The organism is Reichenbachiella carrageenanivorans (assembly GCF_025639805.1).
GTDB classification, from domain to species: Bacteria; Bacteroidota; Bacteroidia; order Cytophagales; family Cyclobacteriaceae; genus Reichenbachiella; species Reichenbachiella carrageenanivorans.
Window position 1 is genome coordinate 394474 of the sequence record NZ_CP106735.1, and the last position, 18859, is coordinate 413332.

An 18859-nucleotide genomic window follows, 5' to 3' on the forward strand; every position below is an offset into this window, starting at 1 on the left:
AAGGACCAGTTGTTGCTGACCCCTATTTATTAAGCAGTTTATTTTTTGATTACTTTTCTGATTTGTGATGTAGACTCTCCCGTCACTTTAATGAGGTAGATTCCTTTTTTGAAATCATTTAGGTCAACAGTCGCAGCGCCATTAGAAATGTGGCCAGTCATAACCACTTGCCCTGAAGTATTTAGAACATGGTAATGCGCATGCTCTCCTTTTTCCAATTTAATATTCAACTGTCCCTCTACCGGATTTGGATAGATATTAAACACGGAGGCACTTACTTCACTTAACACGTCTGAACCTCCTACTCTAGCACCACTTGTACATCCTGATACAGCAGCATCTGGCCCAGTTACTTCCATATAATCAATATTGCCCAACCCTGAGGCAGAGGTGGCTTCAAGCCTTACGGTTTTAACACCAGCACCTAGCGTTACGGTGGTTGATACGGTAATCCAAGAAGACCAACTTCCTGAAGCACTTGATAAAACATTATTCGCAACGGTAGCTCCACTTACAAGAAGGTCTCCTGGTCGGCTATTCGTGCTCGCATATCTCCAGCTAAAAGTGTAATCACCAGCCGCGCCACTAATTTCCCAATTAACTCCATTGCCAAGCACATTGCTGGTGTTGGCAAATCCATCGCCTGTGTAGCCAGCGTTATTACTATGAACACCACCTTCCACTGAACAAAATCCTGTTTCGTTTTCCTGAATGGTAATGGTGTTGATGGCTGGGTTTGAGCCTACGCTGCCATATACCTCAACCTCAGCTATGTTTAGTGCCCATGATAAGTTTGATGTGATCCGGACATATCTGCCCGTTATCCCACCCACATTAAATGTTGAAGACGGGTTTGGATAGCTGGTTACAGCGTTGGAATACACTACGTTGCTGCTATTATCACTAACCGTAATTGTAAAATCTGTCAACCGATCAATACAGCAAGCATCCGTTCGGTTATATATCACGATATCTTCGATGCTTGCTTCTACGCCAAGGTCTACCTCCCACCACGGGTTGGCTTCGGCAGCGGTGTGAGTGACCGAACCACCTGTATACTTTCCATTGGTATTTCCATCGATCGCACGAGAAGCATCACCGCCATAATCTATTGAAGATTGTGAAGCCGTCCCAGACAATGCCAGGTTGTCTCCCGCGGACTCATTTGTAACCGTAACTGAACAATTATCAGTAAACGAACCATCATTTGTCGTTGCTGAAATTGTAGCGGAACCCACGCCAATCGCCGTAACCAATCCACTTGAACTAACCGTAGCCACTGATGTGTTACTACTGCTCCAGCTTACCGATTGATCAGTTGCATTGGACGGACTCACTGTGGCTGTTAGTTGTTGTGAATTTCCTACGGCTAATGATGTACTTGAAGGTGCAAGACTAACCCCAGTCACAGCAACGCCTGAACTTTCACTCTCATAAACCTCCACTTCTGCCAAGGTTAATGCCCATGATAAGTTTGATGTAATCCGGACATATCTGCCCGTAACCCCTCCAACTACAAATCTTGAGGACGGATTAGGATAGCCGGTTACAGCTCTGGTATGAACTACATTGTTACTATTATCACTAATTGTAATAGTAAAATCCGATAGCCTATCTACGCAACAAGCATCCGATCGATTATAAATTACTATATTATCAATATCTGCTTCTTCACCAAGATCTACTTGCCACCATGGATTGTCTTCAGCATTCGTGTGAGTGACCGATCCTTGGTTGTATGTGCCATTTGTATTGCCATCAATGGCACGTGAAGCATCACCACCATAATCTGTTGAAGATTGAGATGCTGTACCATTCAATGCCACATTAACAGTGCCTTCATAGATGAAATCAATTTGTGTCCATACAAAACCAATTGGATCATTTTCCTGAATAGCTCCAGGAGTACTTCGTCCCTCTAAAATATATTTGATGAGCAACTCTTTTAATTCTGCGACTTTGGCTACCTCTGTTGCCTCGAGGTTGTTTGTTTCGCTCGGATCATCATTTAAATTATAGAGTTGAATCGCCGGCAACCCATCTGTTTGAGCTGATGTTGGATAACTCCATCCTCCAGAACCGGGACACATAATTAATTTCCAATCACCCTTTTGGATAGCAAATTCACCATCAATAGAATGTGTAACTGCCGCCTCTCTTGAGTAAGCACCCGGGTTATTTTCGAACAAGGGCATCATGCTATAACTATCTTCCCCTTCATCATCTAACAAATTATACCCTACTATATCCGCACATGTAGCCATTAGATCAGCGGTAGAAATAAGTTCATCAGACACTTGACCCGCTTGTATTTTATCTGGCCATTTAGCTATAAAAGGCACTCTGTGACCACCTTCATAAATATCCGACTTCATGCCTCGGAATATGCCACTAGGGTCATGTCCCTGACCAGCCAATTGGGCAAAACCTGCTTTGGGTGAACAACCATTATCCGCAGTAAAAATTATCAGGGTATTGTCCTCAATTCCGGATGCTTCCACTTGGTCTAATAGTCTACCTATGTAGTCATCGACCATGATTACAAAATCAGGGTACAAATTGTTAAGTCCACTTACCCCTAGGAATTCCTCGGTGGGCAAAATGGGCGTATGGGGTGATGGCAATGGTAGATACAAGAAAAACGGTTCGTCTCCATTGGCATTTTCTGCAACGTAGTTTATAGCCAGATTAATAAAGTTGGGAGTCACTTCTTCGTGCACAAAATCATCGGCAGTCAGACCGTTTCTCCAGGATCCCTGGCCTGATCCCTGGGTATATTTTGTGGGTATACTTGTAGGCATTCCGTTTTCAACATATACATAAGGCGCCATATCCAAAGACCCACAATGACCAAAGGCATGATCAAACCCCAAATCGTTTGGCCCATTGGTTAGGGGCTGCGAAAAATCTATTGCTCCACCTGACATGGCCCAATCCCATCCTAAATGCCACTTCCCGATAAAGGCTGTTGAATACCCATTATCCTGTAACATAGATGCAACGGTTTGTCTGTCATTTGGAATAAGAGATTCGGATTCACCGTCTAAAACACTTTCTTTTAATTCAGTCCGCCAATTGTATCGCCCTGTTAAGATGCTATATCTTGTGGGGGTGCATACAGATGAGGTCGTATGCGCATTGGTAAACATCATGCCTTCTGTTGCAAGGCCATCGATATTGGGCGTATTTATCTTACCATTTTCGTAATAGGCTGAAATGTCACCATAGCCCAGATCATCGGTTAAAATGTAAATAATATTAGGTTGATCCTGTGAAAAACTCGTCAAACTTAGTGTCACACAAAATATTATGAGACTTAAGATATTTCCATATTTTCTAGCGTTCATAATTTCTAAGGTTAGTTTTAAAAAATAAGGACCAGCTACTGCTGATCCCTATTTATTAAGCAGTTTACTTTTTGATAACTTTTCTGATTTGTGATGTAGAATCTCCCGTCACTTTAATGAGGTAGATTCCTTTTTTGAAATCATTTAGATCAACGGTAGCAGCGCCATTAGAAATGTGGCCAGTCATAACCACTTGCCCTGAAGTATTTAGCACATGGTAATGCGCATGCTCTCCTTTTTCTAATTTAATATTCAACTGTCCCTCTACCGGATTTGGATAAATATTAAACACGGAGGCACTTACTTCACTTAACACGTCTGAACCTCCTACTCTCGCACCACTTGAGCATCCTGAAACTGCAGCATCTGGCCCTGTCACTTCCATGTAATCGATATTGCCCAACCCTGAGGCAGAGGTGGCTTCAAGCCTTACGGTTTTAACACCAGCACCTAGCGTTACGGTGGTTGATACGGTAATCCAAGAAGACCAACTTCCTGAAGCACTTGATAAAACATTATTCGCAACGGTAGCTCCACTTACAAGAAGGTCTCCTGGTCGGCTATTCGTGCTCGCATATCTCCAGCTAAAAGTGTAATCACCAGCCGCGCCACTAATTTCCCAATTAACTCCATTGCCAAGCACATTGCTGGTATTAGCAAATCCATCACCGGTGTAGCCAGCGTTATTGCTATGAACTCCACCTTCCACTGAACAAAATCCTGTTTCGTTTTCCTGGATAGTAATAGTATTTATGACTGGGCTTGAACCACCGCCTTCATAGACCTGAACTTCGGCTAAAGACAAGGCAACATCAGTAGTATTTGATTGAATCCTGATCACTTGACCTATGGCATCACCGGCATTGGTGGTAGCTTCTGGATATGTAGTGAAGTTTTCCGTGTAGGTAGTCACGCCATTACCGTCGATTACGGATAGTGTGTAATCTGAAAGTCTACCAGCACAGCACTCATCTGTTCTTCCGAAAATGTTGATATCACCAATGCTGTATTCTGATCCAAGGTCCACTTCCCACCAAGGATTGGCTTCTGGGGAAGTGTGCGTGACAGAGCCGTCTTCCCATACACCATTGGTGTCGTTATCGATCGCTCGAGAGGCAGCGCCAGCGTAAGCCGTTGAAGATTGTGTGGCTGTGCCTGACAATGCCAAGTTTGACTCCACAATTTCTCCTTCGTACACCTCCACTTCAGCTAATGATAGTGGATTGGTGTCGTCTAGTTTTACCTGTATGATTTGGCCTACAGCATTACCACCATCAACAATAATAGATGGGTCTGGGTAGGAGGTGAAAGATTGTGAAAATGTTGCATTTCTATTACCGTCCATTACGGTAACGGTAAAATTGCTTAACCTATTATTGTAAGGAACATCGGTTCTGTTGTAGATGACAATGTCTCCAATAATATGCTCCGATCCCAAATCAACTTCCCACCAGGGCTCGACCTCGTTCACTGTATGGGTGACCGAACCTTCTGACCATGCACCATCGGTAGTGCCGTCTATAGCCCGTGAGGCAACCCCGCCATAATCGGTTGAAGATTGGCTAGCAGTACCATTCAAAGCCAGGTTGCCACCACCTATAGTAATGCCACTGTAGGTTAATTTTATTACTGCATCTATTGCGTGCCAAGTATCACCTGCGGCTAAGGTTATATTTATCTCGTTGGATGTCTGAGAGAAGCTGCAAGCGTTGCCAGTGCGCAAGTTGACCGCAGAAGTGTATTGTCTACCGTCGTCTGGTGCTGCAATGGTCAATGTATTACCAACAGGCGCTTTCAATACATGAAGATATTCAAAGTCACCATCGGCTGAACGGGTGGCTATTCCCCATTCCAAACTGTTGATCGTTGTACCTTCAGGAGATGGCCAAGAGTTGCTGGGCACTGTGTTTTTAATAGATTCTCCCACTTCATCAATTTGGTTTCCCAAATCGACCATGGCATCTTTCAAACCGGGGTTGTAGGATACCGGAATACCTGGATAAGGCCCATAAGCCCAAGCTACTCCACCGCCTTCTTCGTTGACTCCAGCTTGTAGTACGGTGTACTTAAACATCATCGTACCGTCATAGCGGATACTTCCTGGTTCGGCAGCCCAACTTCTATCCATCACAAAAGAAACAGACCTCTCATAACCAGGCCAGGTATCCTCGTCACTATTAGAAACGATATACCCATCTCTAGGGAAAGTAACTGAAGGTACTTTGGTCTCAAGGGCGCCAAAATCTGCGGACTCATTGGCAAAGCCATTGGCAATCAAGACGGCATTAGGCAGTATGGCTCTGATCGTATTGCCTATGCGCTCCGTATCTGTACAACCATAGGACAACCCTTTATCAAACCAAAAACCTTTGACTTGTGACTTATAACGGTCTGTCAATTCAGCAATCAACTCATTCAGAAAGTCGTTGTAGGTTTCTGTTTGCGTGTTTCTATCAATATAGCCTACCGCTGCTTGTTCAGCAGGAGAAAAGTTATGTGCTTCTGAAGGTTGGATATACCAATAGACGTCAAGCCCTATAGCGTCGCAAGCGTCTAGCAATTCCTGCAAGACATCTCGCTGAGAACAATGTCCTGTACCCAACCAACTATCCATCACATCACTTGGGTATAATGGGTGTTGCCAACAATGCCATGCTGTGAATATAAGATACTCTGGATTCATGTCTTCAAGGTCATCCACGAAGCCTTGCACATCAAAGTTATTGGCAGTCTCATCTACGTTTTGTGGGTAAGTCCAATCTGGATATGGCGAAATCGGACATCCGTACTGACTTGCAGCTGTGCCACCCCAGCCATAGTGCACAAATATGCCATAGCTTTTTTGGCCATAATCATGTTGTTGTGCTTTCGATTGAATCATCAATCCTGCTACTAAAAAGAGCGTTAAAAATGCGGTTAGTTTTGTTTTCATATCGTTTTAGTTTAGTTGAAAAAAATATTTAGAGTTAAATAGTTACATGCATAACCTTTGGTTATTGATTTGTTTTGTCGGCATTAATCTGCCTGCCGAAAGTGAATAGAATTATCCTCAATAGATTTCATAATTTCTATTTCAAAATATTTGAATACACACACTTCTCCTGATATATCCCGGCGATCACCCATGAGAGTAGCGGATATACTTTTGATATTATTGGCCTATCAAGCCATTAAAAGAATGACTTTATAATACCAAATTGACTCCAAGAAATGGTGTGTCAGCAGTTGTCGACGCCGTGTTGTTGTATTGATTGGAAGTAGAGAATACCTTCCAGATCTGAGAAGATTTATGGTTGCAATAGGTACCGTTTTAACCAACCTCTCATTTTTAGTTTTGACAATTTAGACCTGCGTCTTGGTCTGATTAGAATTCTTTGAAGAACACTTAAATTCTTGCCTTGAAATTTTTCTATAGCTGCTGAACTATATTTAGTTATTAAGATTCATTGTTTCTATCGTTTAAATGATCACTTGTTTTGAGTTTTGATCAATTTAAGTGGCCCATTATTACTAGCCACCAGAATCCCTATGCCATCAACTAGTTGAATCTCGCTGAGTGCTTTTACGTCATATGGAAGGTTGATCCCACTGACAGCCATAGGTATTGCGGAAAATTCGGCATCGGCAGTGCCTTCGAGCATCACTCCGATACCCGCATCGTTTCTTGTCGTCTCTATTTCGGAAGCGTAGAGATTTCCTGCCATCACAAGGTCTGTAAGACCATCCCCATTATAGTCTCCAGAGACAAACCCATTGACGGAAGATATTTGGGCCTCATTCGGTAATGCCTTGATGACAAACTGGCCGTCTCCCAAATTCTCAATGTAGCTTGAGGCAAATGTTTTGGCTTGATAATGAAGCGAGTTTTCCAAGCCTTTAGTCGTGTATATATCTTTCAGGGAAGCAATGGCGAATTCATCATAAGATTTGAATTTTTTCTTGATCGCAGGAATTTGCTCCGAAGAACATTGCCTCCCTCTCACTGGATATTGGATGCCTTCTTGATAGTAGCCCAATACAATGTCCTGTTTTCCATTGGCATCGTAGTCGGACAAATAAACATCGAACGATTCTTCCTTCGACGCCTTGTACTTATAATTCAGACCCAAATTGCCTGCCACGTAGTCCATATCTCCATCTTGGTCAAAATCAAATGGATGTATGCTAAACCACCAGCCTACGGTTTCATCGAAGCCATATGCACTGGTCACGTTTTCGAACGAGCTACCCGTATTTTCATAAAATGAAATGGGCATCCACTCACCTACCACCATCAAATCGATCAATTGATCATTATTGAAATCGGTCCAGACGGCAGATGTTACCAAACCAGCAGACGACAGTTCTGGCGCCATGTGCTCGGTAACGTCTTTGAATATCACCTGACTCTCCGTGCTTTCGTTGAGTAACAAATAACTTTTGGCAGGTTTAGGATAAAGCCTTGGTAACAATCTTCCGCCAACAAATAGATCCAGATCCCCATCCTGATCGAAATCGAAAGGCACCACACATGATCCACTTGTGGTCAGCATAGGCAAGGCCTTTTCATCTTTTACCATTTGCCCGGTGCCATCATTAATATAGAGTCTGTCTTGATAAAGGGCATCCGAATCGTCAAATTCACTTCCTCCACTGACCACATAAAGGTCATCATCGCCGTCGTTGTCTGCATCGAAAAATACGGCACCTATATCTTCTTGCAATGCGTCCGCCTCCCATGGCTGAGATTCTGATTTTTCAAAGGTGCCATCAGATTTCTGGATATATGCTGTCCCTGCAAATGTGGACGCACCACCTACAAAAAAGTCTTGCAGGCCATCGCCATTAATATCCCCTACAGCCAATCCAGGCCCCATATTTGACATTTTATGTGGCAACAAGGTTTCGAATTGAAAATCATCGAACTCATTTTCCTGATGTTGAAAATCTATACCTGACGCTTTAGTAAAATCCTGAAATATTGTTTCCGTTTTAGGGCTCGATTCTGCAGGCACTAGGCTGTCTTTGTAAAACAAAACAATTCTTTGATTGGCCTTCACACCTTTGACGGTCTGTGATTTGCCATCTGGCCATGTGACGGATACTTTGTCGATTTTTTCTACGTCGCCCAGACCAAAATGCACCAAAGGTTCGCTCGATGATTGGAAGCCTCTAGTCAGGGTGAGCTCTTGATACTGAATGCTGTCTCCAATTTCTATTTGAATCTTTGACCCCAGACCAAATTTATTTTTCGCGTTTCCTGAAAGGCTAATCTGAATGTAGTTGTTTTGATTTTGCTCTCTACTTAGATTTTTGTGAATGGTAGCCACAGAATCAATATTGGACACGACCAAATCGAGATCTCCATCATTGTCCAAGTCTGCCACTGCTGAGCCGTTAGAATAACCGAAAAAATCCAAGCCCCATGCTTGAGAAGCATTGGAAAAAGAAAGGTCATGCTTATTTTGAAAGACATAATTGCTGATTTTCTCTGAGGGCATAGCAGCCACTAGTTCTAGCGCTCTTTGACTGAGATCCGCAGACCAGGTGTTTTTTATCTTGGCGAAATAATCCTTATTGTTGATATCTCTGCGGGTACCATTGGTGATGAATACATCCTTCCACCCATCGTTGTCCAGATCAGCAATCAGTGGTGACCAGCTCCAGTCTGTCAAAGCCATCCCGGCCAACCGGGCAATGTCGCTAAAGACTGGCAATCCATCTTTGCCGATGCCATTATTGAGCTGAACTGCATTTTGCATGTATTGATAGTGCAAATCCGAGTTTACACTTTCCCAAAACAAAGGAGGGTTCATACTGGCCATATTGGCTTTACTTCGTCTGTTATCTTTTGGTGTCATGTCCAATTGGATCAAGTCCAATAACCCATCATTGTTGATATCTCCTGCATCCGTACCCATCCCGTAGAGTGCAGTATGGTTTGTCACTTCGCGAGACCGTTCTGAAAAAGTGCCGTCTGCATTGTTGAAATAAAAATAATCGGGAGAATGAAAATCGTTAGAAACGTATAGGTCTGGCCAGCCATTTTGATCAAAATCACCCACAGACACATTCAAGGACAAACCATAAGACATAAGTCCAGCGGCTTCAGTAATATCTGTAAAAGAATTACCGTCATTCCGATAAAATCTATCCGTGTCTTTGGCTGTCACTTGCTCCATCAGGTATCTGTACTTTGCTGGACGTGTGTCAAAAGGAGTTGGCGGATAGTTAGCCACATAAAGATCCAAGTCGTTGTCATGATCGAAATCAAAAAAAACTGCTTGGGTCGTATGCCCTTGATCAGCTACGCCCCATTGTTCAGCACTTTCGGTGAAGGTTAAATCTCCATTGTTCAGATATAAAAGATTTGACGTTGGGTTGAATTTCCCTGAAACTGAAACATAAATATCAAGAAACCCATCACCATTTACATCTGCCATGGTGGTACCCGTAACCCATCTTTGATCTCCTGATAGCCCGGCTTTTTCGGTAATGTCCTCAAATTGAAAATCTCCCTTGTTCAGGTAAAGTTTGTTCTCCACCTGGTTTCCAGTAAAATAAATATCGACCAAACCGTCATTATTTATATCGCCTGTAGATACCCCACCACCCATATAGATGTATGGGAATGTGAAATAATTAAGGGAGTCATTTTCAGTGAGCTGATTGCGAAACTCTATACCAGTGTGAGCAGAGGACAATTGAGTAAAGAGCGTTTGCTCCGTCCTTTGCTTTTCGTTTATTGGACTGCATGATACAATAAAAAGCATTCCTAAAATGGCATGAGTTATTCTTCGCATACGTCTATTGGTTGATAAGATTTACTTTAAAAACTATGGCGTGATCCTTTTGGTAATTTTCTGGAGGTGTAATGGTCAGTCCCTGCTCGTTGAAGTTCCACTCTGGGGCATTTCCTGCATGACCGATCATCTCTATTGACCTTACGTTTTCCTTGCTCAAAGCATCTGTTTGAGTCACTTGAATGGCAGCATCTGGATTGTTTAGACAAATGACATACAGTGCGTCTGCCTTTCTTGTAAATCGAAGATTGTCATAGCCATGGGTACTCCATGCGCTTGTTCCATAGATGGCCTCTCCATATTTAGACAACCATTCTCCTATGCCTCGCAATCGTTGCTCTTGAAGCTCCGTGATCGTTCCATCAGGCTTAGGACCAATATCTAAAAGGAAATTTCCATTTTTGCTCACCACATCGATCAATGTTTCCACTAGCTGATCAACAGTCTTGTATTTGGAGGCATCCTCCTCGGTTCTATCATACCCGTAGGAGTGCGCCATTCCACCGCTGCTTTGCCACTTGATTTCACTGATTTCATCTAATCTTAGATAATCTTTTTCACTGACGCCTATGCCTTCTGGGTAATTAAATCGTTTCCATTTTTTGTTGTTGAAATAAACCTTTTTACCCCAGGTATTGGCCATGTTCATGTAGTCTGCGATCATTTCCTTGTGATAGGTGTTGATAAATAGATCCACCGCCTTTTCTTCTGGAAATAAGCTGTTGGCGGGAGAATCATCAATCCACATAAAATCGGGTTGATACTTGGTGCAGATTTCGAGAAATCTGGCCTTATAATCTTTCATGAAATCCTCCGTCAATCCGAAAGGGCCATAAAGCAAAGCACTCTCAGGGTCGTTGGCAATTTCCACTTTGATTTCATCAAATGGCTCGGCAACAGCCTTGTAGGTATTCATGGCATCAGTATAAAAACTCCAGTGCCTTTCTCTGTGATAAGAACATCCGAATTTCATATCCTTACTTCTGACAGCCTCCCCTAGCAACCCTATAAAATCGAACCCAGGTCCTTTGTTTACCGAGTTCCAGGGCGTGAGTTCACTGTCATACATGGCAAAGCCATCATGATGCTCGGCAGTAGGGATAACATATCTGGCTCCAGAAGCCTTTAAAATATCTGCCCACTGATTCGCATCAAAATTCTCTCCTTTAAACTTTGGGATAAACTCCTTATACCCATGATCAGCAATTGGTCCATAGGTTTTTTCGTGATAGGCTCTATATGAACTATCACAATACATTCTTGTAGAATACCATTCGGAGTATGTCTTTTCATCACTCCAACCCGGAACCGCATACGGACCCCAGTGAATAAAAATTCCAAATTTTGCTTGATCGAACCACTCTGGAACTGGTGCTTTTCGGAGAGACTCCCAGTCATAAGTATAGGTATTACTTTCCGGTGAAGGTTTTGAATTCTCTTCTTTCTTCGATTGATCACCACACGCCAGCATGGCTAGCATACAGCAAACAACTATTCCTTTTTCAATAAATTTCATGAGGCTAATTCTTGGATACTTATAATTATTATTTGGTTTTGCAAAACCTAACTGACATTTGAATGTTTGTTAGAAAAAGGGAGCAGGATTCAATCATCCTCCTCCCCTTATTAATAATTATTAATTGTATCCTGGATTTTGATTTCCAGCCAAAGCGGTATTTACATCCATTTCCGCTTGTGGAATGGGCATTAAATTGTGCTTGGGTGCTTCAAATCCAACCGCTGCTAAAACAGTTGCGGCTTCTCCTGTTCTCACTAGGTCGAAAAATCGTTCTCCCTCCATGGCCAACTCTATTCTTCTTTCCTGTAGAATCAAAGATCTCAGGGCAGCTTGATTATTGCCTGCCACCAATGTAAGGCCTGCTCTATCTCTGACCATATTCAAATAGGTTTCTGCTTCTGCTTCTTTACCTCCTTGCTCATTGAGCGCTTCAGCCAATAGCAACAAAATATCTGCATAACGTAATACATGTAAATTGACAGGAGAATCAATAACCGATGATCCATTGATACCATCGCCAATAACATATTTCTTGCATCTATAACCTGTTTCCGATTGCGCTTCATAAGGAATGCCATTGACAACGTCTCCATCTCTAAACACAGTTGCTGACAGTCTTGGGTCCTCTCCTCCTAATGCCGTGGTCTCATAAGCATCAATTAAATCCTGAGTAGGCACGTTGAAGCCCCAACCGTCATACCCTGCACCCTGAGGTCCAGAAGTTGTATTTAAAGCAGATCCATTTCCATCTGCAGGTGTAGCCCAAGGCAACACTGAAACGCCAGATGCAAATTGAATCTCAAACACTGACTCAACGGAATTTTCATTGGTACCATCAAATAGTGATCTATAATCTGGCACAAGGTCATACACCGCGTCTGCACCGGTCGTAAGTTTTTTCAGTGCTGTCTCGGCTCCTGCCCATTTCTCTTGATATACCAATGCCTTGCCCAGCAATCCATTGGCAGCTCCACGAGTAGCTCTTCCTACGTCGGCAGCACCATACGATACCGGTAGATCTGCCGCTGCTTCAGTTAAGTCTTTTTCGATAAAAGCCCATGTTTCTGCTGTCGTAGACCTTGGCACATTTTGTTCGTCTATTCCCAACTGTCTGTCGATCAGAGGCACACCACCAAAGGCAACAACTAGGTTAAAATAATTTAAAGCTCTAAGGAATTTTGCTTCTGCAATTATTCTGGCTTTCAAAGTTGCATCCATGTCTATATCAGGCACATTATCAAGCACGATATTGGCTCTAAAAACACCTACATATATGGCTTGCCATCTATTTTTGAATGCCACATTATCAGGGAAAATTGAAAATGAATTGATAAGATCAAACTGAGCTTGATCACTCGCTCCAAATCCACCTTTCACAGCATCATCCGATGCAATATTCCCAAGGTATTGGAAACGATTAGAATAATACTCCCAAAATTGAAAAGGATCATAAGCTGCATTAACTGCTTGCAGCGCATGTTCATCTGTTTGGAAGAATACATCAGTAGTAAATTGATCTAATGGAGTTCTGTCCAAATAATCGTCTGAGCAGCCTCCAAAAATAATTAAGGCTACAATAGTTATATGTTTTAGTATGTTTTTCATCATTGTGTTTTTTTTGAAACCATCTAATAATGATCGTTTTAGAAACTCAAGTTCATTCCAACTAAGAAAGTCTTAGGTTGAGGATAAGCGCCACGATCGATACCTGAGTTTAAATTGTTCTGATTAAAAGCACCGATTTCCGGATCGTGTCCAATATCGTAACTGGTAAGCAGCCAAACGTTTTGTGCTGATACATAAAATCTGGCTCTACTCATGCCCCATTTACTTATCAACTCCTGCGGTAAAGAATATCCTAATTGAATATTTTTCAGTCTTAAGTAAGAGCCATCATGGATGTATCTATCTGAGATTCGAGTATTATTGTTCGCACTAGAGGCATCTGCTTTTGGCACTGTATTACTAGAACCGTCGCCATCCCAGCTATTCACAACATATGCATACTTATTGTCATTAGTAGTCATGTTTTCATTTCTCCTTTGAACCGTATTATAGATTTCATTTCCTTTAACACCCTGTATAAGGATATTAAAATCGAAATTTTTGTACGACATCTGACCACTTACCCCATAATAAAAATCCGGAATTGGACTGCCAATAAAAGTTCTATCATTGTCATCAATCACATTATCATTATTCAAATCTTTGAATCGAATATCTCCGGGTGCTGCACCATCTTGCGTAGCATGACTATTTATCTCTCCTTGGTTTTGGAAAATTCCATCTGTAACGTATCCATAAAACGAACCAATTGACTGACCTAAATCAAATCGAGTTTCGAAATCTACATTACTGTTAATAATAGCAGATCCAGTACCCAAACTCGTTACTTCATTCTTTACAGTCGTAATGTTTCCAGCGATTCCCCACTGAAAGGGGCCTTCACGATTTTCATAACCCATTTCTAGTTCAAATCCTGAATTTCTAACTTCTCCAGTGTTTACAATAGGATTACCTGGGGCAGAAGTTCCGAATTCAGAAAATCCTGAAAGAGACAATCCGGCTGACAACGGCAGTACCTGCTCAAGCAAAATATCGCTCGTAACTTTATCGTAGTAATCAACAACAATATTGACTTTGTTGTTAAATAAGCCCATATCAAGCCCAATATCCATTTGGGTAGTCGTTTCCCAACTAATATCCGAGTTTGCAACGTTAGGGATAAATATACCTGATGCTACACTTCCACTAGTACCTAGAATATATGATCCATTGGTGGCCAGCACTGGAAGGTACGAATACAACGGAATCTCCTGATTTCCAGATTGTCCCCAACTTGCTCGTAGTTTCAAATCAGAGATCGTACTGCTACCTGATAGGAATGATTCTTCAGAAATACGCCATCCTGCAGACACGGCAGGGAATATACCATATTGATTCCCTTCAGCAAATCTTGAAGATCCATCAGCACGTATACTTGCCGAAAACAAGTACTTGCTATCAAAATTGTAATTAATACGACCGAAATAAGATCTTAGTGCCCATTCTGATGCACTACCATTTGCCTGATCTCCTGTAGTTAAAGCATCCAGATAAATCAAATCATTCACAGGAGAATTAGTCTTACTACCTGTATGTGTTTCCATTTTGGATCCCTGCTGACTAAAGCCAGCCAAAACATTAATGTAGTGCAACTCATTGATCGTTTTAGCATACGTAAAAGTATTTTCAAAAAGGCCAATCAATTCATTGCTATCAAATCGAGTAGCGCTAGCTGTGCCATTAGTACTATTCCCATTAGCATAGGTTGGTACAAAGGTGTTGGATGCTGCATTAAGAAAGTCTGCTGCTACGTTCAACTTATATTTTAGCCCTTTAATAATCTCCCATTCTAAAAACATACTGCCTAAAAAACGATTCTTAAAAAACTGGTTTGTTCTTTCTTCAGCAATCGCCAAAGGGTTGTTTCTAACATAACCATATGGAGAAGGATCAGTCGAACCTGCATAACTACCATCTGGATTATAAACCGGGTTAGTCGGGTGAGACCCTAAAGCTACTGCAACCACTCCTTCAGTACTTTGATCAGAAAAAACGACGTTCTCCTCAATTCTACTTACCGTAATGTTATTGCCGAATTTCACCTTATCGGATAATTTATGCTTAGAGTTGAACCGGAATGAATACCTGTCCATATCTGAGTTTTCGATAATACCCTCTTGGCTATAATACCCACCTGAAACAAAATATTGTGACACATCGGAGCCTCCAGACAAGCTAACCTGCACATTGCTGATCATAGCATTTCTAAAAATAGCATCTTGCCAATCCGTTCCTTCTCCCAATGAAGCTGGGTTACTATATCTCGGCAACTGAGCTGCACCACCGTTTGTCACAAAACTTTCGTTCATGAACGTTGCATATTCTTCAGCATTCATCACATCCACTTTCTTTCGGATAGATTGAACACCCGTATATGCATCCAAGTTTACTTTTAATTTCCCACTAGAGCCACTTTTGGTAGTGATGAGTACTACACCGTTGGCAGATCTCGATCCATATATTGAAGCGGATGCTCCATCCTTCAATACTTCAATTGACTCTATGTCTCCAGGGTTGATCGTATTAAGCACGTTAGTACTTTGTCCAAATTCAATTGAACTTCTACCGCTGTTACTATTAAAAACTGGGATACCATCTATCACGTATAACGGTTCACTATTGCCCGGCGTACCAACGCCTCTAATTCTTACCGAAACATTTCCTCCTGGTGCTCCAGAATTTTGCAAAATATGAACACCTCCAGCGCGTCCGCCAATGGCCTGATCTAAACCTGTAACTGAAGTTTTCATTAACTCCTTTGCCTTCAATGAAGTAATGGAACCAGTCAACTCTCGTTTATCCTGCTCTCCATAGCCAATCACAACAACATCTTCTAGGGTCTCAATATCTTCCATTAAAGTGATGTTAACTGTACTTCTTCCCCCAACTGCGACCTCCTGAGTAATAAAACCAATCGACGAAATCACTAGAACTGCATCGTCAGAGATACTCAGAGAAAAGTTCCCTTCAACATCAGAGGTTGTGCCTTGACCTGTGCCTTTCACCAATATAGTGACACCAGGAAGACCCATCCCGTCTTGATCGGTGACTTTTCCAGTAATGTCGGCAGGCAATTCTACTATAACTCTGGTCCGTGTGCGGTCTTCTGAACTATTCAGTTGACCAACAGAAATAGTTGCATCAATTTGGCGGAATTTAACATTGGCCTGTTCAGATATTTCAAGTAGAATTTGTTCGACTGTAGCTCCATTTGACCGAATATTAACCGGCTTATCCAGGTCTACTTTTTCCTTGCTGAATACGAAAGTGAAATCTGTCTTTTCCTCGATTTGACTCAAGGCCTCAGACAACGTCGTATTGTTTAGTTCAATATCAATTTGAACTTCTTTGACGCTCTTTATTTGTGCAGCGCCCTCTTCAGCTAGTAGTGTTGTCATGCTCACACACATCACTAGCAAAACGTAAAATGATAATTTACTCAAAACTATCAGGTTTTGTAAAATTTTGCTTTTCATAAAATAGTTTAATTATAGTTTAATCGTTAGTTGATCCATACATCATATTCCTGATAATTTTTTGGCGATAGGAAATGATGCTGGCTTATAGGGTTTATTTCATAGGCAATTATTTAAATTTTAAGGTTACGGCTTGTCCTTCGATGACATAGTCAAAATCGAGAGAATGCCCGATATTATTCAATACATGATCCAGTGACTGGTTCTTAAATTTACCACTAAGACTCAACCGCTTCTGTTTCTCGGTATCAGAACATGTGATATCAACTGCATACCATCTGTTTAATGTTATTATAACTTCATCAAGAGGTGTTTCATCAAAGGATAGGATGCTCTGCCGCCACATAGCCAACTCTTCAACTGATTTCGTGCTATGTTCAAACGCTCCAGTTGCTGGTTTGTAAACTACTGATTCATCAGGTTTTAAAATCAATTTATCATCTGATACCATTGATTTTACCTCTACACTGCCTTCTACCAAAGCCACATGCACGTCCTTAGTGAAGGAATTGACGTTAAATGATGTACCGAGTGCAGTTGTAGATACCGACCTAGATATCACAGTAAATGGTCGATCTACATCTTTGGCCACTTCAAAATACGCTTCGCCATTCAGGAGAATCTCTCTTTTTTCGTTGGTAAACCCCTTCACATATTTGATTTCACTTTCTGCGTTAAGGTGCACTATACTCCCATCCGACAAGTGGATTTTTGACTTTTGACCAGAGGGATTTCTTTTTACAATAACGACATCTTTTTCGGCTGTTGCTACTGTCTTCACCTTTATGTCAGAATAAATCCAATACCCTCCTATAAGTAATCCAGCCACAACAGCAGCATACCGAATGAACTGACTAATGAATAAACGATTCTTCTTGACCTTCCACGTAGCATAACTTTGCTCATCATCAACGGGATCTAAGGCATCTACCTCAGTAATAATTCTATCCCAGAGTTTTGGCTTGTTTTCTTCTCGTGTCCATTCAGCAGGGAGCTGATTTGACTTGATCATTTGTCTAGCTAACTCTAGCTCCTTCTTGGTGTAGGAATTGTACTCTGCAATTAACTCGAATGGCAATTGGGCATCAAACCCCAGATCGACAATACGCTGCCTAAAATCAGGGTCTAATAATAATTTTTGTATGTGCTCTAAATTTTTCAATAACTCTTCTTTGATACTAAGAGTCAGAAATAGAAAAATCTCATACCCTAAATAGATTTTTTTCAAATAAAAATGCAAAATACTGTTAATAGGCCAGCGTTCTTCTTGAGATTCCGGATGGCTCTTGACAATAAATTATAGGCCGTCCCTATAGAAATATTCATTATTTCGGCTATTTCTGCACCTTCAAAATTTTGAAAGAACTTCAAATAAATGATTTCCATTTGTTTCTGAGGGAGATTATCAACGAGCACCTTAAGCTCATCTCCACCAAACTCATTTTGATTTTCTATTGTGTTTTCAGGAATATGATTGAGGTGTTCGTCTGAAGTAAGGTTTCTGGTCTTTTGCGCATACTTGATCAAATTATTCCTTAGCGACTTTAACAGGTAGACTCGCATATTAGATTTAATCTCTATTGAAGTTCTGTTTTTCCAGATATACAAAAAAAGATCTTGAATATGATCTTCCACAACTTCTAGGATTGGAACAATTTTGAAACCGACATTCAACAACAGATTATAATTACTATCATAAATGCTCTCAAGTGCCTTTTTATTTCCTTCTCTACATGAGTGCCAAACAAGCCTGTCTGATACTTTTTCTCCCTTCTTTATCGACTGGAAATCTGGTGATATGCTGTAATTATTCTTCAATGAAAACAAAGCGCACTTTCTCAAATATATAAAAAAACTCCTTCAGATACTATTAATACGATTACATCCGTTCTACATAATCATTAGAATACTGTAATTTTGCCCATGATTATAGTTAATCGTTAATTGATCCAAGTTGAGGGCAAGGTATTTGGCGATACTCGTTCTCAATTGCTTGGAACACAAGATGCCGGAGTAGATACTATTCCGGCTTTGTTGTTTCTTGTAGGTGTTCAGATTGATTCTAAGCATCACATCCAGCCACAGTCTCATGTTTAGAGACTTCCCTAGTTGAAAATCGTGATTCGCGAA

Annotated in this window: 8 protein-coding genes and 1 pseudogene; all 9 read right to left on the bottom strand. The window is 41.4% G+C overall.

What is annotated here, in order from left to right; all coding sequences use genetic code 11:
* Nucleotides 1-38 precede the first annotated feature (38 nt).
* Nucleotides 39-3347 (bottom strand): sulfatase-like hydrolase/transferase, encoded by a 3309-nt coding sequence (locus N7E81_RS01615; RefSeq protein WP_263051534.1) that lies wholly within the window; start codon nt 3345-3347, stop codon nt 39-41.
* A 64-nt stretch (nt 3348-3411) separates the two neighbouring features.
* A complete protein-coding gene (locus N7E81_RS19435; protein WP_407692720.1) occupies nt 3412-4926 on the bottom strand; it encodes a galactose-binding domain-containing protein in 1515 nt (504 codons plus the stop codon).
* A gap of 771 nt (nt 4927-5697) precedes the next feature.
* A pseudogene (locus N7E81_RS19440) lies at nt 5698-6279 on the bottom strand (alpha-L-fucosidase); the annotation flags it as partial.
* Between the two features lie 535 nt (nt 6280-6814).
* Entirely contained in the window at nt 6815-10129 is a 3315-nt protein-coding gene (locus tag N7E81_RS01625) for a VCBS repeat-containing protein (protein WP_263051536.1), read from the bottom strand.
* 4 nt (nt 10130-10133) lie between these two features.
* The gene (locus tag N7E81_RS01630; protein ID WP_263051537.1) at nt 10134-11645 is read right to left on the bottom strand and encodes an alpha-L-fucosidase; all 1512 of its coding nucleotides are present in this window, start codon (nt 11643-11645) and stop codon (nt 10134-10136) included.
* Between the two features lie 120 nt (nt 11646-11765).
* On the bottom strand, nt 11766-13256 hold the full coding sequence (locus N7E81_RS01635) for a RagB/SusD family nutrient uptake outer membrane protein (protein WP_263051538.1): 1491 nt from the start codon (nt 13254-13256) through the stop codon (nt 11766-11768).
* A 35-nt stretch (nt 13257-13291) separates the two neighbouring features.
* On the bottom strand, nt 13292-16651 hold the full coding sequence (locus tag N7E81_RS01640; RefSeq protein ID WP_263051539.1) for a SusC/RagA family TonB-linked outer membrane protein: 3360 nt from the start codon (nt 16649-16651) through the stop codon (nt 13292-13294).
* A gap of 187 nt (nt 16652-16838) precedes the next feature.
* Nucleotides 16839-17891: a FecR family protein gene (locus N7E81_RS01645; RefSeq protein ID WP_263051540.1), complete on the bottom strand. Its 1053-nt coding sequence runs from the start codon at nt 17889-17891 to the stop codon at nt 16839-16841.
* A gap of 62 nt (nt 17892-17953) precedes the next feature.
* Nucleotides 17954-18571, bottom strand: coding sequence for an RNA polymerase sigma factor (locus N7E81_RS01650; protein ID WP_317624061.1), 618 nt, complete (start codon nt 18569-18571; stop codon nt 17954-17956).
* Nucleotides 18572-18859 lie beyond the last annotated feature (288 nt).